General features: G+C 37.4%; 24 protein-coding genes and 1 pseudogene. 11 read left to right on the plus strand and 14 right to left on the minus strand.

All coding sequences use genetic code 11. From position 1 onward, the window contains the following. Positions 1-44 precede the first annotated feature (44 nt). The 3 genes from F959_RS10540 to pheA all read right to left on the minus strand — a co-directional run bounded on the left by F959_RS10540 (position 45) and on the right by pheA (position 4141). The gene (locus F959_RS10540) at positions 45-428 is read right to left on the minus strand and encodes a hypothetical protein (RefSeq protein WP_004879966.1); all 384 of its coding nucleotides are present in this window, start codon (positions 426-428) and stop codon (positions 45-47) included. A 278-nt stretch (positions 429-706) separates the two neighbouring features. Beyond that, positions 707-2956, minus strand: coding sequence for a bifunctional prephenate dehydrogenase/3-phosphoshikimate 1-carboxyvinyltransferase (locus F959_RS10545; protein ID WP_004879968.1), 2250 nt, complete (start codon positions 2954-2956; stop codon positions 707-709). Positions 2957-3031: 75 nt separating this feature from the next. Next, complete coding sequence (gene pheA, locus F959_RS10550) at positions 3032-4141, minus strand: prephenate dehydratase (RefSeq protein WP_004879970.1); 1110 nt, start codon at positions 4139-4141, stop codon at positions 3032-3034. A 195-nt stretch (positions 4142-4336) separates the two neighbouring features. Between pheA and F959_RS10555 the strand changes: the two genes are divergently transcribed. Together F959_RS10555 and F959_RS10565 are read left to right on the plus strand one after the other, a co-directional pair. Further along, positions 4337-5284 carry an alpha/beta hydrolase gene (locus F959_RS10555; protein ID WP_004879972.1) on the plus strand — a complete coding sequence of 316 codons (948 nt, stop codon included), beginning with the start codon at positions 4337-4339 and terminating at the stop codon, positions 5282-5284. A gap of 265 nt (positions 5285-5549) precedes the next feature. Beyond that, positions 5550-6173, plus strand: coding sequence for a hypothetical protein (locus F959_RS10565; RefSeq protein ID WP_017196655.1), 624 nt, complete (start codon positions 5550-5552; stop codon positions 6171-6173). Between the two features lie 42 nt (positions 6174-6215). On the opposite strand, the gene F959_RS10570 is transcribed toward F959_RS10565, so the two are convergent. Then, positions 6216-7361, minus strand: coding sequence for an acyl-CoA dehydrogenase family protein (locus F959_RS10570; protein ID WP_004879976.1), 1146 nt, complete (start codon positions 7359-7361; stop codon positions 6216-6218). A 247-nt stretch (positions 7362-7608) separates the two neighbouring features. On the opposite strand from F959_RS10570, the gene F959_RS10575 reads away from it, so the two are divergent. Beyond that, on the plus strand, positions 7609-8607 hold the full coding sequence (locus F959_RS10575) for a glycosyl transferase family protein (RefSeq protein ID WP_004879979.1): 999 nt from the start codon (positions 7609-7611) through the stop codon (positions 8605-8607). Between the two features lie 261 nt (positions 8608-8868). Here the strand turns inward: F959_RS10575 and F959_RS16530 are convergent. The 4 genes and pseudogenes from F959_RS16530 to F959_RS10605 form a co-directional block, all read right to left on the minus strand. After that, a pseudogene (locus F959_RS16530) lies at positions 8869-10012 on the minus strand (IS3 family transposase). 23 nt (positions 10013-10035) lie between these two features. Beyond that, a complete protein-coding gene (locus F959_RS10595; protein ID WP_004879985.1) occupies positions 10036-10737 on the minus strand; it encodes a hypothetical protein in 702 nt (233 codons plus the stop codon). Between the two features lie 322 nt (positions 10738-11059). Continuing rightward, positions 11060-11332, minus strand: a complete 273-nt coding sequence (locus tag F959_RS10600) for a YeaC family protein (protein ID WP_004879988.1) — start codon at positions 11330-11332, stop codon at positions 11060-11062. After that, positions 11329-12237 (minus strand): NAD(+) kinase, encoded by a 909-nt coding sequence (locus tag F959_RS10605; protein WP_004879991.1) that lies wholly within the window; start codon positions 12235-12237, stop codon positions 11329-11331. The genes F959_RS10600 and F959_RS10605 overlap by 4 nt, the downstream gene beginning before the upstream one ends. A 234-nt stretch (positions 12238-12471) precedes the next feature. On the opposite strand from F959_RS10605, the gene mrcB reads away from it, so the two are divergent. Both mrcB and F959_RS10620 read left to right on the plus strand, forming a co-directional pair. Beyond that, complete coding sequence (mrcB, locus tag F959_RS10615) at positions 12472-14883, plus strand: penicillin-binding protein 1B (protein WP_004879994.1); 2412 nt, start codon at positions 12472-12474, stop codon at positions 14881-14883. A 21-nt stretch (positions 14884-14904) separates the two neighbouring features. Then, positions 14905-15462 (plus strand): tetratricopeptide repeat protein, encoded by a 558-nt coding sequence (locus F959_RS10620; RefSeq protein ID WP_004879996.1) that lies wholly within the window; start codon positions 14905-14907, stop codon positions 15460-15462. 1 nt (position 15463) lies between these two features. Here F959_RS10620 and F959_RS10625 read toward each other — a convergent pair whose 3' ends face one another. After that, positions 15464-16378, minus strand: coding sequence for an NUDIX domain-containing protein (locus F959_RS10625; RefSeq protein WP_004879997.1), 915 nt, complete (start codon positions 16376-16378; stop codon positions 15464-15466). A 177-nt stretch (positions 16379-16555) separates the two neighbouring features. On the opposite strand from F959_RS10625, the gene hemP reads away from it, so the two are divergent. Then, positions 16556-16726, plus strand: coding sequence for a hemin uptake protein HemP (gene hemP, locus F959_RS10630; RefSeq protein WP_004661888.1), 171 nt, complete (start codon positions 16556-16558; stop codon positions 16724-16726). A gap of 132 nt (positions 16727-16858) precedes the next feature. Here the strand turns inward: hemP and F959_RS10635 are convergent, their stop codons facing one another. Further along, positions 16859-18616 (minus strand): type IV pilus assembly ATPase TfpB, encoded by a 1758-nt coding sequence (locus F959_RS10635; protein ID WP_004879999.1) that lies wholly within the window; start codon positions 18614-18616, stop codon positions 16859-16861. Positions 18617-18843: 227 nt separating this feature from the next. Here F959_RS10635 and F959_RS10640 point away from each other — a divergent pair, with 227 nt between their 5' ends. Continuing rightward, positions 18844-20106, plus strand: coding sequence for an MgtC/SapB family protein (locus F959_RS10640; RefSeq protein WP_004880001.1), 1263 nt, complete (start codon positions 18844-18846; stop codon positions 20104-20106). 10 nt (positions 20107-20116) lie between these two features. On the opposite strand, the gene tsaA is transcribed toward F959_RS10640, so the two are convergent. Further along, entirely contained in the window at positions 20117-20821 is a 705-nt protein-coding gene (gene tsaA, locus F959_RS10645) for a tRNA (N6-threonylcarbamoyladenosine(37)-N6)-methyltransferase TrmO (protein ID WP_171056561.1), read from the minus strand. A gap of 118 nt (positions 20822-20939) precedes the next feature. Between tsaA and F959_RS10650 the strand changes: the two genes are divergently transcribed. Beyond that, on the plus strand, positions 20940-21719 hold the full coding sequence (locus F959_RS10650) for a ferredoxin--NADP reductase (RefSeq protein WP_004880003.1): 780 nt from the start codon (positions 20940-20942) through the stop codon (positions 21717-21719). Between the two features lie 125 nt (positions 21720-21844). Here F959_RS10650 and F959_RS10655 read toward each other — a convergent pair whose 3' ends face one another. Next, the gene (locus F959_RS10655; RefSeq protein WP_004880004.1) at positions 21845-22405 is read right to left on the minus strand and encodes a TetR/AcrR family transcriptional regulator; all 561 of its coding nucleotides are present in this window, start codon (positions 22403-22405) and stop codon (positions 21845-21847) included. 446 nt (positions 22406-22851) lie between these two features. Here F959_RS10655 and F959_RS10660 point away from each other — a divergent pair, with 446 nt between their 5' ends. Next, positions 22852-23712 (plus strand): hypothetical protein, encoded by an 861-nt coding sequence (locus F959_RS10660; RefSeq protein WP_004880007.1) that lies wholly within the window; start codon positions 22852-22854, stop codon positions 23710-23712. A 49-nt stretch (positions 23713-23761) separates the two neighbouring features. Here F959_RS10660 and F959_RS10665 read toward each other — a convergent pair whose 3' ends face one another. Further along, positions 23762-24640, minus strand: coding sequence for an NAD(P)/FAD-dependent oxidoreductase (locus F959_RS10665; protein WP_004880009.1), 879 nt, complete (start codon positions 24638-24640; stop codon positions 23762-23764). Between the two features lie 105 nt (positions 24641-24745). Between F959_RS10665 and F959_RS10670 the strand changes: the two genes are divergently transcribed. Continuing rightward, on the plus strand, positions 24746-25183 hold the full coding sequence (locus F959_RS10670) for an Rrf2 family transcriptional regulator (RefSeq protein WP_004880011.1): 438 nt from the start codon (positions 24746-24748) through the stop codon (positions 25181-25183). 125 nt (positions 25184-25308) lie between these two features. Beyond that, the gene (locus F959_RS10675) at positions 25309-25764 is read left to right on the plus strand and encodes a DUF441 domain-containing protein (RefSeq protein WP_004880012.1); all 456 of its coding nucleotides are present in this window, start codon (positions 25309-25311) and stop codon (positions 25762-25764) included. A gap of 11 nt (positions 25765-25775) precedes the next feature. Here F959_RS10675 and F959_RS10680 read toward each other — a convergent pair whose 3' ends face one another. Further along, positions 25776-26696: a LysR family transcriptional regulator gene (locus F959_RS10680; RefSeq protein ID WP_004880015.1), complete on the minus strand. Its 921-nt coding sequence runs from the start codon at positions 26694-26696 to the stop codon at positions 25776-25778. Positions 26697-26982: the final 286 nt, after the last annotated feature.

Below are 26982 nucleotides of genomic sequence, written 5' to 3' on the forward strand. Positions count from 1 at the left end.
CAAACTTGTTATCCACTTTGATATAAAAAATTAGGTATGCGTATTTATGATTTCCATACAAAATCAGAAAAACTATGCTCAGCTTTTAAACTATTTTCAACAGCTTGCGCTAACTGGCGAATAATACTCTGTGTTTCAATTTTTTCAAACCAAGCCAGTTCACGCTGAGGGTTTGCAGTAATCTCGCATAAAATATGCCCTTCAGCATCCTGTTCAGAACAAAGGATAGAAAGAGGTAATTGATGATTATCAATACGAACTTCAATTTTTTCGTGTTCATGACGAATATGATGTGCATCAAAGCCATATTGTTCTAATTGTTTATACAATAGCGCAGCAACATATTCTTGAGTGATATAGCATTCATTTGGTGGATGATCAACCACCCCATGTTTTGGGCAATCTGCTATGAATTGCAACGTTTTCATGGTATTCCCTCTAATTTTTATGTTTTTAGCTCTGGATCACAGAGTAAAACCGACTCGTACGGTAAGAATTATTATATATACAATTGTCTTTAATTGATTAGCTGATTGTCTAACTTCTTTTACTAAATTGACAAATTTCGACCCAATTAGATATGTACATCTAAAAACGAGTGATTTTGAGCTTTAATGATCAATTAAACATCTAGTTTTATAATCCATAAATAAAAAAGGCAGCAACTCAATACATGAATTGCTGCCTTTAGCTTTACAAAATTAGATTATTGATCCACTACCTGTAAATCCAAACCAGCAGTGTTTGCTAACTCAGTAAATGTAGGGAAACTTGTTGCGACCGTTTCAGTTCCTTGAATGATAATTTCACCCGAAGTACGTAAGCCCGCAATACTAAAGCTCATCGCAATACGATGATCATGATGCGATTCAATCTCGCCACCCGCGAAAATTGCAGACCAATCACCAGATTTACCTTTACCTTCGATAATGATTCCATCTTCAGTTGGTGTGCAGTCTATACCCATGATTTTCAGGCCATCTGCCATCACTTGAATACGATCTGACTCTTTAACTCGAAGTTCAGCAGCCCCTGTTAAAACAGTCCGACCTTCAGCACAAGCTGCTGCGATAAACAATACTGGAAATTCATCAATTGCTAATGGTACTTGATCTTCTGGCATATGAATGCCTTTCAATGTTCTTGAACCTTTAATATGAATATCTGCAATCGGCTCACCGCCTGCAATACGTTCATTTTCAACAGTTAGGTCAGCACCCATTTGTTTTAGGATTTGAATGACACCTGTACGCGTTGGGTTAATTCCAACAGCTTCCAGCACCACATCGGCACCTTCAGTGATTGCAGCACCAACCATAAAGAATGCTGCTGATGAAATATCAGAAGGCACTTGGATATTTGTACCAACTAACCTACCACCCCCAACAAGTGAGATTTTATTACCTACGGTTTTCACATCATAACCAAATGCACGTAACATGCGTTCAGTGTGATCACGTGTTGGTTCTGGTTCTGTAACTGAAGTTTCACCTTCAGCCCATAAACCTGCCAATAAAATACCCGATTTCACTTGAGCCGAAGCCATAGGTAAATCGTACTGAATACCTTTTAATGCTTGGCTTCCCGTGATACTGACTGGTGGAGTACCTTTCTCACCAGTTGTTTGAATTTGTGCACCCATTTCACGTAAAGGCTTAGCAATACGCTCCATAGGACGTTTAGACAATGATGCATCACCAGTCATCACAGAATCAAACTTTTGCGCTGACAACATCCCCGAGAGCAAACGCATACTCGTACCTGAGTTGCCCATATACAAGGCACTTGCAGGTGCTTTTAAGCCTTGCATCCCCACACCATGAATCGTGACTTCACCATTTTTAGGCCCTTCAATACTTACCCCCATGTCACGGAAAGCTTGAAGTGTAGCGAGTGCATCTTCACCTTCTAAGAAACCAGTAACGTGTGTTGTGCCTTCAGCAATCGCACCAAACATGATCGAGCGATGTGACACAGATTTGTCACCTGGCACGGTGAATTTACCTGTAAATGTTTTCTTTCCTGGCAAAATGGTAAATTGCTGTGTCACCTTGTTTTTCTCCATCAAAGGTTTTTTGGCTAACATATGGTTAAAATGCTGACGTGCTGCTTGAGCATGACCCAACAAGCCCATCAATGCATGAGAATCTTCTTGTTCGATCAGTTTCTTTAAAACAAGCAACTGTTGTTCAAAACCATTTACGGCTTCTAAAATTGCAGTTTTATTGGCAAAGAAAATATCGTGCCACATCTGCGGATCGCTTGCTGCAATACGGGAGAAGTCTCTAAAACCTCCAGCAGCATAACGGAAAATATCTAAATTATCTTCACGATTTGCAAGCTGCTCAACAAGATTAAATGCCATGAGATGTGGTAAGTGGCTCGTATGAGCAAGCACTTCATCATGCTTTTTCACATCCATGCAAATGACTTCTGCTTTTGCCGCAGACCAAAGTTGAATCAACTTCTCAACTGCCCAATCAGCACTGGTCGGCAACGGTGTCAAAATCACCTTATGATTGGCAAATAAATCAACTTTACCCGCATGAACACCAGTATGCTCAGCACCAGCAATTGGATGACCTGGAACGAATCCAACGGGTAAATCATCACCAAATACTGCTTTTGCAGCATCTACGACATTACCTTTAGTACTACCCACATCAGTAATAATTGCATGGTCAACTAAATAAGGCTTGATCTGTTCAAGCACTTTCTGTGTTGCACGAACTGGTAATGCTAAAACAACTAAATCTGCGCCTTGGACTGCTTCTTCAGGTGTTGCGTAACCATTTTGAATGAGACCTAATGCTTTGGCATCTTCTAAGGTTTTTTTTGAACGTGTTGAAGCAACAATTTCAGATGCTAATTTTTCTGCCACGATCACACGAGCGAGACTAGAACCAATCAGCCCAAGCCCAATAAATGCAACTTTTTTAAACAATGGTTCAGACATAAAAGAGATTTGCCCAATAAGACGACTTTGGGATAGCTAGATGAATAGCTCATCTAGCTATGTGATAAAAATTGATTACAAAACTGCGATTGGATAAGAACCGAGTACACGAAGTTCTTTCACCATTGGACGAATTTCATCTAAGGCCGCAGCAACATTTGCTTGATCAATATGACCTTCAAGATCAATAAAGAACACATAAGCCCATTTTTCAGGTAAAGCAGGACGTGTTTCAATACTGGTCAAGCTAATCTGATGTTTAGCAAATGGAGCAAGAATTTCCAATAAAGCGCCTGCACGATCATGTGCAGAAATGAGTAATGACGTTTTATCATTACCGCTTTGTGGAATCTTCTCACGACCAATCACAAGGAAACGTGTGGTATTTTCGGGATTATCTTCAATATTGCTATGTAAAATCTCAAGATTGTACATACTTGCTGCAATATCAGATGCAATTGCAGCTGAATGCCATTCATTACGAATACGACGCGCAGCTTCCGCATTTGAGTTTAAAGCAACACGCTCAACACCCGGATAATTCGCATCTAACCATTTGCGACACTGCGCTAATGTTTGTTGATGCGCATATATCTGCTTAATACTATCTTTACGCGTATTTTCAGAAATTAAAAATTGATGATGAATTCGTAATTCCACTTCACCAATGACATTTAAAGTTGATGCTTTAAAACAATCAAGGGTATGGTTCACAATTCCTTCAGAAGAATTCTCAACAGGTACAACACCATAATGTGCTCCACCTGCTTCAACATCACGGAATACTTCATCAATCGTTGGCAATGGACGAACGACTGCATCTTTACCAAAATGTTTTAATACAGCTGAGTGTGTATAAGTCCCTTCAGGCCCTAAGAAAGCAATACTTTGCGGTGCTTCAAGTGCTAAACAAGCAGACATAATCTCACGGAATAAACGAGCCATTGTCGCATCAGAAAGTGGCCCTTGATTGCGCTCCATCACTTTGCGAAGGACTTGCGCCTCACGCTCAGGACGATAAAACAATGGATTATCTTCAGCTGCAAACTTTGCCTTCGCTACAGCTTCAGCTAAAGAAGCACGACGGTTAAGTAATTCTTGGATTTGTTGATCAACACTATCAATATCGTCGCGAATTTGTTCTAAATTAAGTGAAGTCGATGTGTTTTGTCCATCGTTTACCATTGAATGCAGCCTCAGCAAAATCATCTATAAGAATGGATTACAATTCATCGTTGAATTGTTTATTCGGCTTAGTATAGCAATACTTTCATGCATTAAACATGATGAGTTTTAACTCTTTTTTATAAACATTCTTTATCGATAATGATTTTCATTATATATTAAATTCTTTTAGATTTTATCGTTGCGAACTCAATCATGCTCAAACATTTTAGTATTTTGGCTTTAGCTATCATAACAAGTATTCATTCAGCATCTGCCCAACCAACTTTAGTGAATAAAAAAATAAATGATTCATTTACAAAGACTGAAAATAAACAAAGCTTTATATTAAAGTCTAAATACACTTCACATGAATATTTAATCCAAGTTGCCCTACCTACTATAAACATCCCACAAGAAGGCTTTCCGGTACTTTATCTTCTTGATGGTAATGCCTCATTTGATAGTGCAGCTAACATAGCCAAGTCTGTTGGTGCTGGCGCGAATAAATTAGGTTTAAGTCCTGTAGCTGTAGTCGCGATTGGCTATCCCAATCAAAGTACATTTGATGTTCAAAAACGCGCTTTAGACTACACTCCGAAAACTTCTGCAAAATTTCAATCTGAAGCTAAATACAAATACGGAGGAGCAGATCAATTTTTTCAATTTATTGAAAAAGAGCTCAAACCTGAAATCGAGTCACGAATCAACGTAAATACGAAACAACAAAGCCTATTTGGACACTCATTTGGTGGGTTATTTGTACTTCATACGATATTTGCTCAGCCACAAAGCTTTCAACGATACATTGCTGCTAGCCCTTCGTTATGGTTTGATGACTATGTGCTCTTAGAAAAACAAAATGATTGGTTAAATAAAAAAGATAAAACTGAACCGATGATGCTAATGACAACTGTTGGAACACATGAACATCGCAAAAATGCAACTCCTGATCTTCAAGCACAGCAAAAGCAGAGTCACTTTTATCAAAACTTCAAAAAACAACAAACACAACAGTTTTTATACTGGGACTTCCGACACCCTGCTGAACAACATTTAACAAACATGTATGCAAGCTTACCAAAAGCAATCATGCTTGCTGGTTGTCAGCCAGAAAGTTGTACGAATTTGTTTGATGAACCGGTACAAGAAAACAATGAGTAAAATTTTTCGGCTTTAGTTGACTAAGTTTAGTGAATATCGATTTAACTGCGTGTAGTGGTTGCCTAATGCGGGTTGTAATTGTAGCGATAACTCAACTTACTTCATTATCTATGCAACAGAATGACCAATTGATCCAACGGCCAATTACACACTAAAAATGATAAAAACATTGAGTGTTTAAATGCTTTTAACAAAACATTTAAATCCAAATTTTCATTCTTGCTGAATTGGTTATAATCAAATTTTAAAAGACCAAATAGTAAAAATGAAAATAATAATCTCATTTCCAATGATTGTACTAAGTAGTTTAGGTTTAACAGGCTGTATTGGCTGCTATAACCCAAACGGCTGTGGCCGGGATGCTTCCCCTTATTTTTATACAACCACAACAACCCACGTTCGACATTTAATCGTTCCCTCACAAAGTAAACTCACCTATAAACTGATAGATTCAAAACAAATAGATCAACAATACAAAGCATTAGATGAGAGAAATTTGACTGAAATAGAACTTGCACCAAATACAGCAATGATCTGGGGAGGAATGCCAGTCACAACTTTTTTACAGTTCTTCAATTCCGAGTTTAAAGGCTTTACTGCTTACCGTGTCGTAGACGCTGCCCCAGCGATAAACAATGAATTTGCTCAGTTATGGAAAAGTTGCGATGATCGCTTAGATGTTCTTTTAAAAGATCCAAACGATTGGTCTTTTAATCCCAAGAACATGGAAATCACGGGTTGTGGTGTAAATATTCAAAAGAGAAGTCAATACAATGATCATTGGCCAAATCAAGATAAGGCTGATGCTTTTCTAATTAAAATAAATCAAGCACTGCAAAAACAACCTAAGCAGCAGAATTATCCTATCGTTATTCTTTCATCAAAATAATCAAAACCAGCCTGCTCTTTTGAACAGGCTGATCTAAGTTAACTAGGCTTTACCAATCAATCCACGAGCTACGATCTCTTTCATGATTTCATTTGTTCCACCGTAAATACGTTGGATACGTGCATCAATGAAGAAACGTGAAATTGGATATTCGGTCATATAACCATAACCACCAAATAACTGTAGTAAATTATCTGCTACTTTCATTTGCATATCAGTACTAAAGCTCTTTAATGCAGCCGCTGTTTCCACATCTAATTTACCTTCCATGTAGAGCTCTACATTTTGGTTATAAAATGCAGCAGTTGCCAACTCATCAATTTTTGCTTGAGCTAAAACAAACCGCGTATTTTGGAATTGCGCAATTGCTTGACCAAACGCTTGGCGTTCTTTGACATAAGCCGTCGCTAAATCAATTGCACCACGAATTGCACCAAGTGCTGTAGAAGCAATTGCAGTACGCTCACGCGGTAATTCTTGCATTAAATAAGCAAAACCAGATCCAGCATTCCCAAGCAATTGATCTTTGGGTACTTTGACGTTATCGAAGAATAATTCAGATGTATCTTGTGAATGCAAACCGATCTTGTCTAAGTTTGTTCCCTTTTTAAAGCCTTCAAGATGTGTGTCTACGAGCATCAAAGACACACCTTTAGCACGCGCTTGCGGGTCTGTTTTCACTGCAAGAACAACTAAATCAGCATGTTGACCATTTGAAATAAAAGTTTTTGAGCCATTAAGAATATAATGATCATCTTGCAAAATTGCACTAGTACGCATTGCTTGTAAGTCAGACCCAGCACCTGGTTCCGTCATCCCAATCGCACCAACGACTTCACCTGAAACCATTTTTGGCAACCAATGCTTTTTCTGTTCTTCTGTGGCAATGTGTTGAATATATGGTGCAGCAATTTCAGAATGACATGAAATAGCTGTTGATAATGCGCAATAGCCTGCACGTGCAGACTCTTCAACTAACATCAATGAATAATGGGTAGGAACACCGTAGCCGCCATATTCTTCTGGTACATCTACACACAGAAATCCATTTTCACCTAACAATGTCCAAACTGAACGTGGCATAATGCCCTCGCGTTCCCACTGGTCGTAATGGGGAGCAATATTTTCGCTCATAAATCGTTTAAAATTATCACGGAAGAGTTCCAAATCTGCATCGTAAGCTAACATCATTATTTCCTTTCGCTTTCTTTGTTTTAAAAATAAGTTCGCCGTCATGCTAATAACTTTTTTTCGAGATGTCATGTCCCGTTTGCATCAAATCACTAGACTCATTCGGTCAATAATTTTGTTTGCAATACGCTTTTCATAACGACAATTGTTTACTGATTAAACAGCTTCTTTCATTTTTTACGCTAAATACATCACTTTTATGTCATATTGGTTTTAATTCTTAGCCATCGCTTTAAATACGATCATGAACACGAAACGAAATATTTATAAAACCGAAGAACATCCTTTTGCGCAATATGTTCGTATTTTAGGTAAAGGTAAAACTGGCTCTCGTTCACTTAGCTACGAAGAAGCTTATCAAGCTTTTAGCATGATCCTTAAAAATGAAGTACTTGATGTGCAACTCGGCGCTTTTCTCATGCTACTTCGCGTAAAAGAAGAATCTGTAGATGAACTTGCAGGTTTTGTTCAAGCTACTCGTGATCAACTCTCATTTAAACCACTCGAAGTTGACCTCGATTGGTCCTCTTATGCGGGTAAGCGTAAACATTATCCGTGGTTCTTATTAGCCGCACTGACTCTAGCCCATCACGGTTACAAGATTTTGATGCATGGTGCATCAGGTCACACTATCAACCGCGTTTATACTGAACAAGTTTTAGAGTACTTGGGCTATACGATTTGCCAAAGTGAACATGATGTACAAAATCAGCTTGCTCAACACAATTTTGCATTTTTACCACTTGAAGTCATTTCACCAATTCTCAGTGAATTGATTTCACTACGTAATGTGATGGGGCTTCGCTCTCCAATTCATACGCTTGCTCGATTGATTAATCCTTTTGATGCTAAAGCGACTTTACAAGCAATTTTCCATCCAGCTTATCGTAGCTCACACCAGCAAACTGCTTTTCGTTTAGGTTATAAAAACAGTGCTGTCATTAAAGGTGAAGGTGGTGAGTTTGAACGAAATCCTGATGCCAAAACGTTAATTTGTGGAATTAAAAGCGGCGAATTATATGAGCACGAATTGCCAAAATTAACACCAGATCGCAGCCCTGTTGAAGAAGAACTCGATCTCGCTGTATTTAAAGCAGTTTGGCTTGGCGAACAGTCTCATGAGTATGGCGAATTGGCAGTCATCGAAACCATGGGAATCGCGTTGTATACCATGGGTGCTGTGAATAGTTATGATGAAGTGATGAAAAAAGCGGAAGCGCTTTGGGAAACACGAAACAGCTGAACACTTAATAGAGCATGTAAATTCTTTTGTATAAAATAAAAGTATCTAATTATGGTATCAACATATCATTCCAATTAGATAGAGAGCTGAGTTACACTAATTCAAACTCAGCATCACTAGTAAGAATTTATTTCTTAGTAGTGATCATTACGGTCGACTTTGTTTTATACATAATTGAATTTTTTTTGATTTAATAGAATAATTATATTGATTCCTTGATATACAAGATAAAAAATCATTTACTGAATAGCCACCAAAATTCTAGACACACATAACCATCTTTTTATGGGCCTTTTCATAATCTAATGGAGAACGTTGACCATTGGAACCATGCCGTCGTTTTGAGTTATAAAACATTTCAATATATTCAAATATATCTGCTCTAGCATCTGATCTCGATACGTAAATTTTCTTCTTAATACGCTCTCGTTTTAGCAACTGAAAGAAGCTCTCAGCAACAGCATTATCATGGCAATTTCCTCTTCTGCTCATACTGCTTTCTAGATTATGATACTTGAGAAAAGCTTGCCATTCATGACTCGTATATTGGCTGATCTGAATGAATGAGTACTTTACACTTCGGTTTCCTTCTCCACAGAGCCATCAATAATGCATCTAAAACCAGATCTGTAGTCATTCTCGATTTCATAGACCAACCAACTACAAGGCGCGAAAATAAATCAATCACTACCGCAAGATATAACCAGCCTTCATGTGTACGAATATAGGTGATATCAGTAACCCATCGCTGATTAGGCTGAGCTGGATTAAACTGCCGCTCTAAAGTGTTTGTGGAGACAATATTGGGAATACCAACATAAGCTCTAGGCTTGCGATAGCCACGCTGTGATTTAAGCCCATCCGCTTTCATCAGCCGATGTACCCGATTAATTCCACAGCCTTCACTGATATCCTTTAAGTCACAGTGAATCTTGCGATAGCCATAAACTCCACCAGATTCGAGCCAGAACTGTTTAATGAGACCTGAAAGCTGTTGCCGTTTCTTAGCAGTTTCACTGATGGCTGCTTTAACCATGCGTAATAGCCACTGTGATGAACATCTAAAGTTGAACACAAACGACGAATCGGCTAGATACGCTGGTTGTCCTGATAAAGGCATACCTCACTTGGACTGACTTGCGAAGTACACCGCGGCTTTTTTTAATATGTCTCTTTCTTCTGTGACTCTTTGAAGTTCTTTCTTTAGCTTTGCTAATTCCGAAAGTGGATCACCAGGTTCTGTGATCTTGGGTTGCTGTGGATCATAACGTTTAATCCAAGCATACAGACTATGTGTGGTGGTTCCTAAACGTGCAGCAACTTCGGCCACACTATAACCTTTCTCAGTGACTTGTTTTACTGCTTCTATTTTGAATTCTTCAGGATATCGTTTGCTACTGTTCATAAGCACCTCGTTAATTAGCCATTTTATCTAACTAAAGAGTGTCTACAAAATCGGTGGCTATTCATACTAATACAAATTTTATATTTACCTATACCATATTTAGTTGGAAATTCCGTAGGATTAGCAAACATCTGCACATGACCTTTCTTATCCAGATTACTAATTTCATCTAATATATTAATGATATATTGTTTTTCTTTCTCCTCTTTATTTTTGGTAAGAATGCTCCTGATATCTTCAATGGTACCATCGCCCTTATGTTTTAGGTAAAAGTCGGAGGTCATAAAGGCTGTTTGAGACTCTTTAGCGCATTGAGTTAGATTTGCATTTTTACTTAGTTTAAAATTTTCACATTCCACTAGCCATTTTTGTTCAAATGTTAAATTAACTAATTTATCTAGTGTTAAATTCTCACTTATAGACATACCTGCTACAAAAGCTTGTCTTTCATTTTCCTCTCCAAAATTGGATACCATAAATCTTCGATAGCCTACATAAGCTCCAAGCTTATTTTTTGTATTCATTTCCCCACAAGAACCATTCATTTTCTGAAATTTAACAGATTCAGGGTCAAATGATAATTCCTTTACCATTGTTTGAGCTTCTTGTTCTTTCTTTAACTTTTCTGAATTAATCTCTTCTAGTTTTAAGATTTGTCTTTGCACTTGTTCTTCTAGGTGAATTTCTTTTGGACTTTTATCACAACCAATAAGTCCAATAACCACAAAAATACAAATTATTTTTCAAAATTAATTACCTATAATTCTCTTAACAGATACTAATAGTATTTCATTTATAACATTACTAGGCAATTAATCCAGATTTCTATTTCTCATACATCTGATTAAATAAATATGCAATTAATCTTGCAAAGAGAAAAAACAAGTGTAGTAAGATGCCAAATTAAATAAATGATAATTCATAAAAATTTATTAAATTTAATGTATGAAAATCATACAGCTTTTGAATAAAATATGACCCCGAAAACAAAAAAACGATGACTTTATTAAAATCATCGCTTTAAATACTACTTGTTGTGGTAATTAATTAAACAAACCGAATTGGTTTAAACTCAGGCTCATTTTTGTGATGATCATCATCACACTCTTCACCATCTTTTTTGGTACCACGATCGATATAACCGCTACGCTGTTCTTTCGGTAAATTTTCCATTTCCCAAGCATAAACAGCTTGCATACAAATTTCGCGTTGCTCTTTTGTCAAAGCCACACCATTTGGCCATTTACCAATTTCAACAGCAGTTTTTAAGCGCTCAACAATCTCAGGATTTAAAATAGCGAGCATTTGTTCAATATTCATGATTCATCCTGTTGAAAAGATTCAAAATCTTGATTCCAACCCAGTTTAGTACGGCAAGCCATATAAAAGTCATAACCAGGCGGATGTAATAAGCTAAGTTTAAACGGATGTTTACGAATATGCACGGTGTCACCAACATTTAATGCAACACTGTGTTGTCCATCAGCACTTACCATTGGCAAAACACGATTCTCACGAATTGTGATTTTAATTTCACTCTGACCACCAACCACAATTGGACGAGATGACAATGTGTGAGGATGCATTGGAACAAGAGCAATTGCATCCATACTAGGATGTAGAATCGGCCCACCACCCGACAACGCATAAGCTGTTGAACCAGTAGGTGTTGAAACAATTAAACCATCACTGTGCTGGCGGTACACATACTGACCATCGATATTCAAATCAAAATCAAGCATGTGAACTGATTTACCCGAATGCAATACCACGTCATTGAGCGCAATTGCATCATAAATCGTTTCACCATTCGTCCGAACTTCCATTTCCAATAAGAAACGGCGATCAAGCTGGAATTGGCCTTGTAATACCTGATCAAGTTTAAAAATGGCTTCAGCAGGTTTTATATCAGTTAAAAAACCTAAACGACCGCGGTTAATACCAATGACTGGCGTACTATAGCGAACCAAGGCACGCGCAGCATGTAACAGCGAACCATCACCGCCAACGACGATCACAAGATCTACAACTTCACCCAGCAAGTTACGACTTACTGTTTGACCGTGACTATAAGGTACAAGTTTTGCCGTTTCTTGGTCAAAAACTGGGTTTAAGCCTAAAGTGATCAAATGATCATGAATTAAACATAACGTTTCTACTACAGAATATTTATCTGGTCGCCCAATTAGACCAATATTTCGAAAGGATTTATGGGAAATTTGCACGAATAATTCAGCTCCGCTGCGATTCCTGACTATCATATCATTAACAATCAATGTTGCGTTGATGATTGATTAAAAAGTATAAAAATGTCTATCCGTTGTTTTTTTATACGATTAATGTCAACGGATTCTTAAAGTTTTTATTGCATGTTGCTATTTATTCACAGTTTTATGATTGCAAATTACTGACAAGCTATCGCATCATTACCACCATTGTTTTGGTTTTAACGCAAATCTATGAAGTTTGAACGTGGTATTGGTTTTCTAGCACTTTTATTTTCAATTTTAGTGATCGGTGTTTTTATTGCCTTTAGTATCTATTTGATCCGTTTAGATAATATCATTCGGGACAAGTTTGAAGGTAAGCGTTGGGATATCCCTGCAAAGGTATTTGCTCGGCCTTTAGAGATCTATGCGAATGCACCAATCACTCAAGATAATTTCACCCAAGAATTGAAATTGCTCGGCTACAAAAACACAGCGAATTACGACAAATCAGGTAGCTATGTTGTTCAAGGCAACCAAATGTATGTTCATACACGCGGTTTTGACTATGGTGATAGTACCGACCCTGAACAAGTATTAGAACTTGCTTTCAATGATGGTCAAGTGAGTGATGTACGCTCAACCAAGCCATCAAATACGGGGATCGCACGCTTAGAGCCATTATTGATTGGGGGAATTTATCCTCAGCATAATGAAGACCGTGTTCTGATTAAATTAAACAAAGTCCCTAAAACACTCATAGAAGCGTTAATTTCAACCGAAGATCGTAATTTTTATCATCATCATGGTATTTCGATTCGTGGTACTGCCCGTGCAGTAGTTAGCAATATCACAGGTGGTCGACGTCAAGGTGGTTCTACATTAACTCAGCAGTTGGTCAAGAACTTTTATCTTTCACCTGAAAAAACCTTGAAACGTAAGGTGAATGAAGCATTAATGGCTTTGTTAATTGAGTTGCACTACAGCAAAGATGAAATCCTTGAGGCTTATTTAAATGAAGTAAATCTCGGTCAAAATGGTAACTATTCAATTAATGGCTACGGTTTGGCTTCACAATTTTACTTTGGTTTACCGTTACGTGAGTTAAATATTTCACAACAAGCTTTTTTAGTCGGCTTAGTTCAAGGTCCTTCTTTATATAATCCTTGGCGTAATCCTGAATCAGCAAAAAAACGTCGTGATGTCGTGCTCAATAACATGTTAGTGATGGGCTATCTCACTGAAGCAGAATACCAAGATGAAATTGCTCGTCCTTTAAATGTAGTAAGTAAGCCAACTTTAGGGCCAGCAAAATTCCCTGATTTCCTTGACATCGTTCGTCGTCAATTGCGTACTGAATATCAAGAAAGTGACATTACCAATCAAGGTTTAAGAATTTTTACAACACTTGATCCTATCGCACAAACACAAATTCAAAACTCATTCAAGAGTACAGTTGAACGTTTAGCAAAGAATAATCCTGCTCGCTTAAAGAACCTACAAGGTGCTGTGCTTGTTGCACATCCAGAAAATGGTGAAATCATTGCAGCAGTTGGTTCAACCCAAGACTTTACAGGCTTTAACCGTACTTTAGATGCCAAACGCCAAGTAGGTTCATTATTAAAACCTATTATTTATCTTAATGCGATTGAGTCAGGCCGCTATACATGGGCTAGCCCGATTGAAGATAGTGCTGTAAACATTCCTATTGATGGCGATAAGAGTTGGACACCAAAGAACTATAGTGGCGGTGAACACGGCGTTGTTCCAATGCAACAAGCGCTAGCAAACTCATATAACCTATCAACAGTTCGTTTGGCGAATGAATTTGGTCTTGCCGCATTTAGTAATAAATTACGACAATTCGGTGTTAGCTCTGACATTCCAGCCTACCCTTCTATTTACCTTGGTGCTGTAAATATGTCACCGATGGAAGTCCTGAGCGTATACGGCAACTTTGCAACGGGTGGCTTTAAATATCCGCCACGCTCGATCCGTACAGTTGTTGATGCTAAAGGTCGCCTACTTGATCGTTATGGTTTAAACGTTCAACAAACCATTGATCCTGCTGCCGCGTATATTCTGAATTATGGTTTACAACAAGTCATGCGTTCAGGTACAGGTCGCTCAGCCTATAACAGTCTTCCTGAAACACTCAATCTTGCAGGTAAATCAGGTACAACTAACGATACCCGTGACTCATGGTTTGCTGGTTACTCTGGTAATAATCTTGCAGTTGTATGGTTAGGTTTAGATGATAACAAAGTGACAGGTTTAACGGGTTCATCAGGTGCTTTACCTGTTTGGATTAATGTGATGAAACAGCTACGCCAAGAACCAGTCAACCTACGTCAAACAGATAATGTTCAGTGGCAATGGATTGATAGTGCAACTGGTGATTTATCTGCTCAAGGCTGTGATGGTGCAATGTATATTCCACTATTACGACAAACCGTTCCTCGTCGTGCAACAGTATGTGGTCAATCACATTATCAAGTTGAGCCGACTTATATTCCTCAAACTGATGAAAATCAGGATTATGATCACAATGATGGCATCACTAACTATATTCGAGAAAGTGAAAACCAAATGGATGCTGACCTGAACAATCACACAGCTCCAAGCCGCGTTATTTCAAGCGGTAGTTACAACGGTGACAACTAAATCTACAAGGATGTTTTTAGTATGATGAAGAAAATTACATTGATTATTGGTGCATTAGTTCTTGCTGGCTGTACAGCTGCACCTGAAAGAACAACCAAACCACCAACTCACTCAACGCAAAATAAAACTCAAAAGAAGAAAGTTGAACAACCTTCTTCTGGCGTCAAAATTACGCCTTATGAGCAAAAAGAAATTAAACGTCAAAATGTGCCTGTGATTGTTCCTGAGCAAAAAGTTCAACAGAAGTTTAATGACGGAAGCCAACTTCCAGCTTTTAGAAACTTGATGCAAAAGACTCAAACAGCCTTTAAACAACGCAAATATACTGAGGCCGAGCGTTATGCACTTCAAGCACAACGCATCGCCCCACAAGCTTCTGAAACCTATTTGTATCTAGGCTTAATTGCCGAGCAGAATAAGGAATATGCAAATGCAGAAGCCTTAGCACGTCGTGGTTTAAGCTATGCTCAAAGCAATGCGATGAAAAAACAACTTTGGTTAATCGTATTACGTGCGAGTCAAGCACGTAATCATCCCGTCAAAGCACAAGAAGCCAAGAAAGCAATTCAGTCACTTTAGTTTATACAATTGAATTAAATTGACTTATTCCCGCAAGCCCATAAGCGTGATGTTTCTGGGCTTGTTCTATATCTTTTGGCGCAACACCACCAAGTGCAAAAACTGGAATATCACTTTTCTGCGCTAATTCAGAGAAATTATCCCAGCCTAAAACTTTCGTATCAGGATGTGTTGCTGTCGCATTTACAGGGCTAAGCAGGATTGCATCACAACCTAAATGATGTGCATGTTGAATTGATACCGCATCATGGCATGCAGCTAAAAAACGTTTTCCAATATTTAAATCACCTTTAATTAAACTCATAAGTTGAGATTGTTTTAGATGAATAGTTGTGATTTTGCCTTTCAACTCTGTATTTAATAAGCGCTGCCATATATCAAAATTAATGACTAGCTTAGCTAACTGCTGATCATCTAATCCAAGCAATTGTTGTTCAATTTGCTTTATATCTGTTAGTTCTGTCCGCCAGTAAAATAAACTTGTTTGTTGTGGTAAAGCGGATAATTCATGATTTATTTTTATTAAATGCGACCAAATCAAACGATCTAAAATTGCAGCATTTGCTTTTGGAAAGTTTAGTTCTGCGAGTTGATCACGGTTAAACCATGTCCACGGCTGATGAATTAAGTTAAGTAATTCATCAGGTACATAAGCATGGAATAAGTGTAAATTTACGATAATGTCATCATACTCATGACATATCACATCAAATCTATGCCAATCTTTTAAACCGATTCCAACCTCCTCATAAATTTCTCTTCTACACGCTTGTTCAGGTGTTTCCCCTTTTTCCACCTTTCCACCAGGAAATTCATGCTTATTTCCTTGATGCTGATTAGCTTGTCTCCAACCCACTAAAACTTTGGATTTGTGTAATAAAATTGCGATTGCAACATCAACTGTAGCTTTTGCCATAACAGTCTAAAATCTCTCATCTTTTCCAGTTGATTTTAAGTAATTAAAACAATCTTTCCCATGCCATTTTAGGAAATAAATAAATCATTTTGTAAATTATAAAAATTTCCGTTGACAGGCCTATTCGATAATGATTATCATTTAAAACATTAAGAAATACACCACGGAGCATAACAAATGAACGCACCATTTAACTTATTTACTCGCAGCACTGATGCAGCTCAATCGCTACCAATGCTACATTCAAACAACCTTTTTGCTTTAGGGCGTGAAATTAGAATTATGCATGCAGGTGAAGAATATCGTTTACGGTTAACTCGAAATAACCGTTTGATTTTAACGAAGTAATATAATAATAACCGAATAAGAATAAACGTGGGAATAGCAGTATGTCAGCGCGTACTGCTCTTTTTGTTTTGCTTAAAATTTTATCAATATGATTTCCACATCTGAAAACCATATCGATCATTTAACTCACAATTAACTTAAAGGTACAATCCTTAATACTTCTTCTAAAGTCGTGACTCCTTCAATGACTTTACGCGCACCAGCAATTCTCAAAGGTTCAATGCCTTCTTTCTTCGCTCTCGCTCTCAACTCATCAAGCGTGCCATTTGCACTAATCAATGATTTTAGTTCCAAGCTTACTGGCATAAACTCATAGATACCCACACGACCTTTGTAACCCGTTTGACGACAAACCTCACAGCCTACAGCTTTGTACATTGTCGTTGGCATTTCCATGATGTAGTCAAAGGTGAGATGCTCCCACTCTTGCTCATTCATTTGTGTTTCTTGCTTACAGTGTGGGCATAATCGACGTACTAGACGCTGTGCTAACACACCTAAAATGGTCGCTGCGGTTAAAAATGGTTGAACACCCAGATCATGTAAACGGGTAAGACTTGATGGTGCATCATTGGTATGCAAGGTTGATAAGACCAAATGCCCTGTTAATGCTGCTTGAATTGCCATGTTCGCTGTGTCATGGTCGCGAATCTCACCTACCATAATAATGTCAGGGTCTTGACGCATTAAAGCTCGCACACCATCTGCAAAACCAAGTTCAATATTTGGATTGACCTGCATTTGGTTAAAACTCGGCTCCAACATCTCGATTGGATCTTCAATCGTACAGACATTGACTTGTTCTGTTGCCAACTGTTTTAGCGATGAATATAAAGTTGTAGTCTTACCTGAACCCGTAGGCCCAGTCACCAAAATGATGCCATGACTATGCTGAGTGAGCGATTGCCAGCTTTGTAACAAATGACCTTCAAACCCAAGTTGTTGGAAACTGCGTACCAACACTTCAGGGTCAAAAATACGCATTACAAGCTTTTCACCAAAAGCTGTTGGCAAAGTAGAAAGACGTAATTCTGTTTCTTGGCCTTTAGGTGTCCTTGTTTTTAAACGGCCATCTTGCGGTTTACGTTTTTCCGCGACATTCATACGTCCTAAAATTTTAATACGCGAAATCACAGCCGTAAGCGTATTTGCAGGCATGTTATAGATAGTATGTAATACACCATCGATACGGAAACGTACTTTTCCTTTATCCTTTCTTGGTTCCAAATGAATATCACTAGCGCCTTGTTCAAAAGCAAATTGCAATACCCAATCTACAAGTTTGACAATATGCTGATCATTTGCATCAGGGTTTTGTGTATCCCCTAATTGTAATAATGCCTCAACCCCTTTATTTTCACGATCATAAAGATTGGCATTTTGTGATGAATTAACAGCACGACTCACTTGGTAATATTCCACCAAATAACGCTGTAATTGTTCTGGGCTCAGTAAAACTGCTTCAATCTTTTTCGGCGCTAAACTTCGTTCTAAGTTATTTTTCCATTCCAAAGAAAACGGTTGGCTTGTACCAATCAGAAGTTTTTCAGCATGTACCTCTACCGCCAAAATATGGTTACGTACAGCAAATTCTTGTGACATAACACTGGTTAATGCAGTCACATCAGCTTTTAGTGGATCAATCACATATAGAGGAATTTGTGCTTTTTCAGCTAGCCATTGGCATAAGCGATTTAGTGTTAAGTTTGTAGCAGGATTTACTTGATCTTTTAGATTAAAACTCGCAATCCATTGTAATGGATGCCATTTCAACTGATCTTTTTGACGGTGTGTTGTTTGAATTAACAACTTGTCACGCTCTGTAATACGCCCGTCTTTTTGTAATTGTTCTAAACACCAAAATATATCGATTTCAAAGTTAAACGTCATTGTTATACCCCAATTAAGCACTATACTATAACAGAGTTTTCTTGAAAAAATTTAGATCATTTTTACTGTTTATTTTGCGTTAAATGCATTATAAAAACATATAGATAACGAATTACTCATCACAGAAATATGAGTAAGTTTTTTGTCATGTAACTACTACAACATCATCAATAAAGTTCGAAGACTTAGCTCATTTTAAAGTAAGTAAATAATCAAAGAGATTACATATGAATGATGTCATCACATTATCGCTACAAGATACACCATTTAATCAGTTGATCATGATTTTTGCAGTCTCTCTAGGGTGTGGTTTACTTATCGGTTTAGAACGCGAACGAAGTAAAGGAAAACATAAAAGCAAAACATTTGCAGGTTTTAGAACTTTTGCCATTGCAGCTTTATTAGGAACGCTGTGCTTTCTATTCAATTTTGTTATTGGCATTGTTGGCGCACTTTTAGTTGGGGCAATGAGTATCGCTTCTCTTAAAAACCAGCAAGAAGACCCAGGTGTAACCACTGAACTTGCTTTTATCATGACTTACTTTATTGGCGCGGTATGCATCTGGAATATCACATTAGCTGCTGGACTCGCCGTTTTATTAACTATTTTACTCATGGCAAAAGAATCTCTACATGGCATTGCCAATCAATGGATCAGTGAAAATGAACTACGCGATGGTGTATTACTTCTTTCTTTAGTTTTAATTGGATTACCACTCGTTCCTGATCAAGCTTTTTGGGGTCCTGTATTAAATCCATATACGATCCTAAAATTACTGAGCCTTATTCTTTTTGTTCAAGCTTTAGCACATATTGCCAAAAGATTACTTTCTTCAAAAAACGCATTGGCACTTTCATCTTTAGCCTCTGGCTTTGTCTCAAGTACCGCAACAGTCGCCAATTTAGGCATGGAAGTACGCAATAAAAATGCTGATCCAATTGTTAATGCTGGTGCAGCACTAATGTCTTGTATTTCAACACTCATTCAAATGTTAATCATTGTTGCAAGTATCAGTTTTGCATGGTTAAAACTCATTTTCTTACCGACTTTGATCGCAATTGTTATATTGTTCATTTGGTCTTGGTATCTGATGCGCCGATCTGACACGATAGATCACGTGATTGATACAGACTCAAAAATGTTTAGTTTTAAAAATGCTGTGATTATCACACTTGCGTTATCAGGTATCCAAGTTGCAATTTATGCACTTAACCTATGGTTAGGGAGCACAGGACTTATACTAGGTACAGTGATCGCATCCCTATTCGAAATACATGCTGCGATCGCTGCAATTGTGGTACAAGGTGAACCAGGGACAGCTCAATCAATGCCTTTATTGATCGCCTTAATGGTTGGCTTACTAGCACATTCTATTTCTAAAAGCATCAATGCTGGCCTAACTGGTGGCTACCGTTATGCACTGGCATTTGTTCCAGCACAAATTGTACATATGGGTATTTTGGCTATCCTATTGTGGTTTGAAATTTAAGTCTTCGATATTAAAGGCTTAAAATAAGGATTCGGTCATCTACAATTTTAAAGTTTACATCCCACTCTGAAAATTTCATCTTATATACTCGCTCTTCGTCGTCATGATATGCAGGGCGCGGATCTAAAGATAAAACTTCAACCAGTTCTTCTAGCTTTTTTTTGATTGAAGCATCAGCTTTTATCAAATCAAATTGCTGTATTTGAGCTGATTCTGACCAAACAATGTTTTTACGTTTAGGCACATCTTGTGCGTATCCGCTCACGGCATCTGCAATTGCATCAGAATATTGAATATAAGGTTTGATATCTAAAATAGGCGTGCCGTTTAATAAATCACTTCCAGTTACATACAGCCGAAGTGTCTTTCCTTGCTTTTCAACACGCAAAAATCGCACAACAGATAAACCTATTGGCGAAGGTCGATACATGCTTCGCGTTGCAAAAACACCTATTTTTTGATTCCCGCCAAGCCGTGGTGGTCGTACTTGAGGACGAAATTTAGACATTTGATTCAAAGAGTTATCATTATTTTTATTTTCATGGAACTGCCACAGTAACCATAAATGACTAAACTCTTCGATCCCCTCGAAAGCTAAAATATCATTGTATGGCTCAATCATATCGATGTAGGACTCGACTTGGACTAAGTTGGGCTGTCTCGGTATGCCAAATTTCTCACGATAAGGTGAATGCATATACCCAATGATCGGCATAACAACAGAGTTAATCATCACTTTTTCTGATAAACACAATTAAATATATTCAGTTTATCGAGAATGTTTTTAGATTAGAATAGCAATCTGTTTCTTTTAACTGTGATCGAGACCTTTAATGGCTGCTTTTAACGTTGAACGCATTACTGATGTTCACCACTGGAATGACACACTTTTCAGTTTTAAAACTACACGCGACGCAAGCTTACGTTTTAAAAATGGTCAGTTTGTGATGATCGGACTTGAAGTGAATGGTAAGCCTTTAATGCGTGCTTATTCGATCGCGAGTGCGAATTATGAAGAAGAACTAGAATTCTTCTCTATTAAAGTACAAGACGGTCCTTTAACTTCTATTTTACAAAAAGTTCAAGTAGGCGACGAAATTCTTATTTCTAAAAAACCTACAGGTACTTTAGTACACGATGATTTATTACCAGGTAAGAATTTATACCTTTTATCTTCTGGAACTGGGCTTGCGCCTTTCTTAGCTTTACTTCGTGATCCAGAAACTTACGAAAAATTTGAAAAAGTAATCATGGTACACGGTACTCGCTACGTTTCTGAACTCGCATACCAAGACTTAATTCTAAATGAGCTTCCTAACCATGAATTCTTCCAAGAGTTAGGTATCAAAGATAAATTAGTCTATTACCCAACAGTTACTCGTGAACCATTCCATACTCAAGGTCGTGTAACGACAGCTATTGAGTCTGGTGAACTTTTTGAAAAAATCGGTTTACCGCGTTTCAATCGTGAAACTGACCGTGCGATGCTTTGCGGTAGCCCTGCTTTCTTGAAAGACGTTGCAGCACTATTAGATCAACATGGTTTAGTAGAATCACCACGTATGGGTGTAATGGGTGATTATGTAATCGAACGCGCATTCGTTGAAAAATAATACCTATCATAAAAAAACCGAGGTTTATACCTCGGTTTTTATTTATTAATTAAAACTTCATAACCACTTAAATAAACATTAAAATTTAAAAAGCTTTAATATATTATTAAGTGTGAACTTAATAATTAAGCAGCATCGAGTGATATTAATCGCTCAATATAATACCAACACTCTTCAATTTGATGATGATCTTTATTCACTTTTGCATATGCAGTCATCCCATCCAAAATGTTAATATACATCGATGTTAATACATGAGGTTGATAGACCTTTGCCTTTTCAAATAAACCTTCAACCAAACCCATTAACCACTCTCTATATTCAACGATCGGTTTGATAATAGAGGGATAGGTTTGTAATATTTCTAAAGATGCTTTTTGAAACATACACCCATGGAAGTCATCTGAGTTAAACCATGCTAAATGCCAAAAATAGACTGCCTTAATTTTGCCAAGATAATCATCTTCTTTTTGTAAACTTACTTCATACTCAATTGCAGCTTGGATGCTTTTATTACGACGTGATAAGCACTCTTCTATCAAGCTTTCCTTTGAAGGGAAATACTTGTAAAAAGTCATCTTTGCTACACCTGACTCGCTAATGATTCGATCAACCCCAACCGAGCTATAGTTATGGCGATTAAAGAGATTAAGAGCCGTTTCAATAATATCTTCTTTTTTTGACATGTTATTATCCTTTTAGAATTTTAAAAACAACTTAATGTATTATTTAGACACGGTTAAAGCTGGATAATTCTGGCAACCATGTTCCTTCATATTATTTTATGAGTATTACAGAAAATAGCTAAAAATACCTTATCTACATCTATATAAATTAAGCAAAAAGTCACACACAAACAAGCTAATTTGTAAAAAAATCTTTCGATTCTTAAAAAATTAAAATATTAAGTGAACTACCTCACCTTTTCTTAAAAATAGATTAAATCTACAAAGTTTATTTTAATTTTTCAGATTGTTTAATAAATTGATTTCACAAAAAAATCATTTTATATTTAAATTATCCAATAAAAAGGTATTTGGTTGATCTAATAGTTATATTCATAAGCAACCAAAGCAAATCGAAACTATATAATTGGAAAAAGCAATAATATTAATTCATTGAGTAGAAGACTATGCCAAAAAAATTCGAAGATTTTGACAACCCTAGACAGAAAGCTATAGACGGAATGAAAAATAGTATTTCTGAAACCTTATGGAATAAGAACCTGAATTTTCTGAAAGAATTACGCGCAGAAATTTCAAATCATCCTGTTTCAAAACACCCTGCAATCCAGCTATTAAATGATGGTTTGATCGATAAAGAAACCTTAAAACATATCCATCTAGAATATCGACATGCTATTGTCCAAGTGTTCACAGATGCTTTATTGATGGCACAATTTCAAACCAAGCAACTCGAACCACGTCTTTTATCGGGTTCGAAGATGTATCCTCGCTTTTTATTAAATCTTAACATTCTGGATGAATTCGGTTTCCGTCCTGCAGTTGATAAAGATGGCTATTACTCTGGTAATCCTCAATATGCGCACTATCCATTGTTTGAAGATGTGCTTGATGATTTTGAATTATCGCAATCTGAGCGTAATAATTACCAACCATCAATTATTGCACAACAAGTTCGAAACTATTTAGAACGTTCATTTGATCGTTACCAAGCTGTTTCGGCTCTACTTGCTGTAGCAGAAGAAGAAGTTATTTTATTTAGCCCAGCTTTACGCCAAGCAACCAAAGCAGTTGGTTTTGATGTTGATGGTGGTTACTACTATGTACACGGCGTATCACATGATGCAACTGCTGAAGCTGCAGATGATGATCATGAAGATGATTTATGGTTTGTACTCGCTCAAGCATGCGTCGAATCAGATTACGCAGCAATTCGTCAAATCTGTTTGGAATACTGTGATTTATGGCAGCAATTTTGGGATGAGCAAATTGCAACTTATCAATATGAAACTTTCCGAAAACTGGCTTAGTTTTAGATCAAGGTCATTTCTAAACTCAATATAGAAGTGACCTTGTCATTTAAAACAAGAGTGATCGATGTGCTGCTACGCCCGCCATTGTTCCATCTCCTACAGCCAATGAAACAGAACCACCTAAACGCGCAACATCTCCACAAGCAAAAACACCAGTAACTGAAGTTTCTTTCAATGTATTGGTTTTAATCATTTCACCCATAGAGTTCTGTTCTAACTCACATCCTAGATGAACAATCCACTCTTGATTAATTAGACATCGTGTACTCACAAACGCCCCATCTAAAGCAACCGAGCTATCATCTTCTAAAACAATATTGCATTCACCATTAATCTCTTTAATCCTTCTTTTTTCAATCTTGATATTTCGAGCTTGCAGTGCTTGTTCTGTTTCTATATCGATACCTTGATTATTTAAGAATAAAGTGACACTCCCCCAATCAATCAACATCATCGACATATGGATAGAATGTTCTGATGAGGCAATGATTCCAATATTGCCTTTATTTAACTCATAACCATGACAATATGGACAATGAAAAATACTGGTTCCCCATCGCTCTGAAACTCCCTTAATTTCGGGTAATTGATCTTTTATACCTGTGGCTATGATCAAACGTTTTGCTGTTAAGGATTGAACGCCATCAATACAAACATGGAAATGCCCATCTTTCGTTTCAACTCGCTTTACTTTGCCTTGCTGCCAATTCACAGTTTCATATTTCATTAATTGCTGTTTGCCAATATGCGCAATTTCACTTGCAGACGTACCATCTTGAGTCAAAAAACCATGAGAAAATTCAGCAAAACGATTCCTCCTTTCTCCTGCATCGATAATGACAACATTTCGTCTCGCTCTAGCCAAAGGTAATGCAGCTGCTAAACCCGCATAGCTTCCACCAATAATTGCTACATCATGAATCATAATCACACCAATAAGTAACTTTTAAAGTTACGGTAATACTATTCTTTTTATTTTGCAACTTTTGATGTTACATTAAGACAACTCCTACTTTTACAATCCTACCTCATGCGAACTGACAGCAAGCTTTCACGGATGCTACATGTGCTTTTACACATGGCTAGAAATAACAAAACTTACACTTCTGATGAAATAGCGCAAATGCTATCTACCAATCCAGTGGTGATTCGAAGAACTATGGCTGGCTTGAAAAAAGCAGGCTTTATTCATTCTGAAAAAGGTCCTAAAGGCGGTTGGTCATTGGTTGAAGACCTCAGTAAAATTACGCTTTTTGATATTTATAATGCGGTTGGTGAACCAACTATTTTTGCAATGGGCAATGAAAGAGTTAATCCAGATTGTGCTGTTGAAAGAGTCGTAAATGCAGCTTTAGATGATGCAATGAATCAAGCGCAAACGATCTTACTTACCCAACTCAAGGCAACGACACTTGCCGATCTGGCATTGGGGTTTGATCAGATTTGTACTCAGGAATCTTTTAAGTAATTGCAGATACGCTAGATAAAACCAACTTCATCAAAACATATTTTTCAATGTAAAAATTCGCCAAATTTATCTGCATCGAGTTGAGAATTACAATACAATTCAACTTTGTTTTAATTTCTTCCGCTATGTTTTCACAATTTGACGTTAACTTACTTGTATTGTTGATTCTTTTAGGCTGTGGAATCTTTAGTCATAATACAGCCGTGACTGTGGCTGCTGGTGTTTTGATTCTCGTGAAACTTACACCTCTTGATCAGTTTTTCCCTCTTATACAGCAACATGGGCTTAATGTCGGCATCATCATTTTGACCATTGGTGTACTATCGCCAATCGCAAGTGGCAAACTAAGCGGTGAAAGTATTCTAAAATCTTTTGTAAGCTGGAAATCACTTCTCGCGATCGCTGTCGGACTATTAGTGGCATGGTTGGGTGGCCGTGGAGTGAAGCTCATGAGCAATCAACCAGATGTCGTCGCGGGTTTATTAATCGGGACTGTTGCAGGCGTTGCCCTACTACGAGGAGTTCCAGTTGGCCCTCTCATCGCAGCAGGAATATTATCGGTTTTGATTGGTAAGTCTTAGTTTAAGCACGATCAGCGTTCATAATAAACTGCACGCTTTTGTGAGAACTTTTCCAACTGCTTTAAAAAGCCCTCAAAATAGCTCTTTTCTGTGTCTTCTGTACGATAGCCCGCATACAGTGTACGTCTTAAACCTTTTGGCGATACACAGTCTAAACGGCGACTGACCACCCATCCTTTTTGTTCATATTCATTGACAACCCAATCAGGTAAAGCCGCTATACCTCGTCCACTTGCAACCAATTGAATCAGCATTTGAGTCAAATCAGTCGTCCGAATATGCTTTGGATGAATATTTGCAGGAATAAATAAATGCGCCATGATATCCAAACGATGCTTATCGACAGGATAGGTAATCAATGTTTCTTCTGCCAAATCTTGTATCGAAACTTTTTCAGCACGCACTAATGGATGCGTAGTTGATAATACTAAACGCGATTCATATTCAAAAATTGGAAAATATTCAATCCCTTTCAAAGCAATTGGATCAGCGGTAATAAGTAAATCAAACTCTGCATTCTGTAATAATTCATGTGGATTTGATTCAAAACCTGCTGCAAAATCTAGGTCAACATCAGGATATTGTTGACGATATTGATTAAGCAAAGGCATTAACCAATCAAAGCAACTATGGCATTCAGATGAAAAAATGATACGTCCAGTTTGACCATGCACAATACGAGTAATATCTGTTTGCGCAATTTGAACTTGCGGCAATACATCATCCGCCAGTTTAAGCAGTCGTTGCCCCACATTAGAGAAAGCCACAGGACGACTACGGCGGTTGACTACCTCAACGCCATACCAATGATCAAGTTCTTTTAATTGATGTGAAATTGCTGAAGGTGTGAGACATAAATCTGCTGCCGCAGCGACCAATGAACCATGCTCTCTTAAAGCAAGAAGCGTTTTTAAATGACGAAGTTCTAACATGAATAATAACCAGAAAAACAACAACTTTCCTTTAATCTAAATCTAGTCAATGCACAGATAGAAAGGATAAGCTGCTGCCCTTTAATTTATTAATTGAATTGTTTTCATCTTAACATAGCATTAATGAGATAGTCTCAACATGAATTCTATTTAATTGTTATTTTATTAAATGAAATTTAATTATTTGAAATATCACCTATTCAATCATCACAAAATTGAGAATACTAAACGATAGGACGGCTAAGTACGCAGCAAGTATCGGCAGTTAAAAAATTTCAGTTTGAAC

This window comes from Acinetobacter venetianus RAG-1 = CIP 110063, assembly GCF_000368585.1.
In the GTDB taxonomy this organism is placed as follows: domain Bacteria; phylum Pseudomonadota; class Gammaproteobacteria; order Pseudomonadales; family Moraxellaceae; genus Acinetobacter; species Acinetobacter venetianus.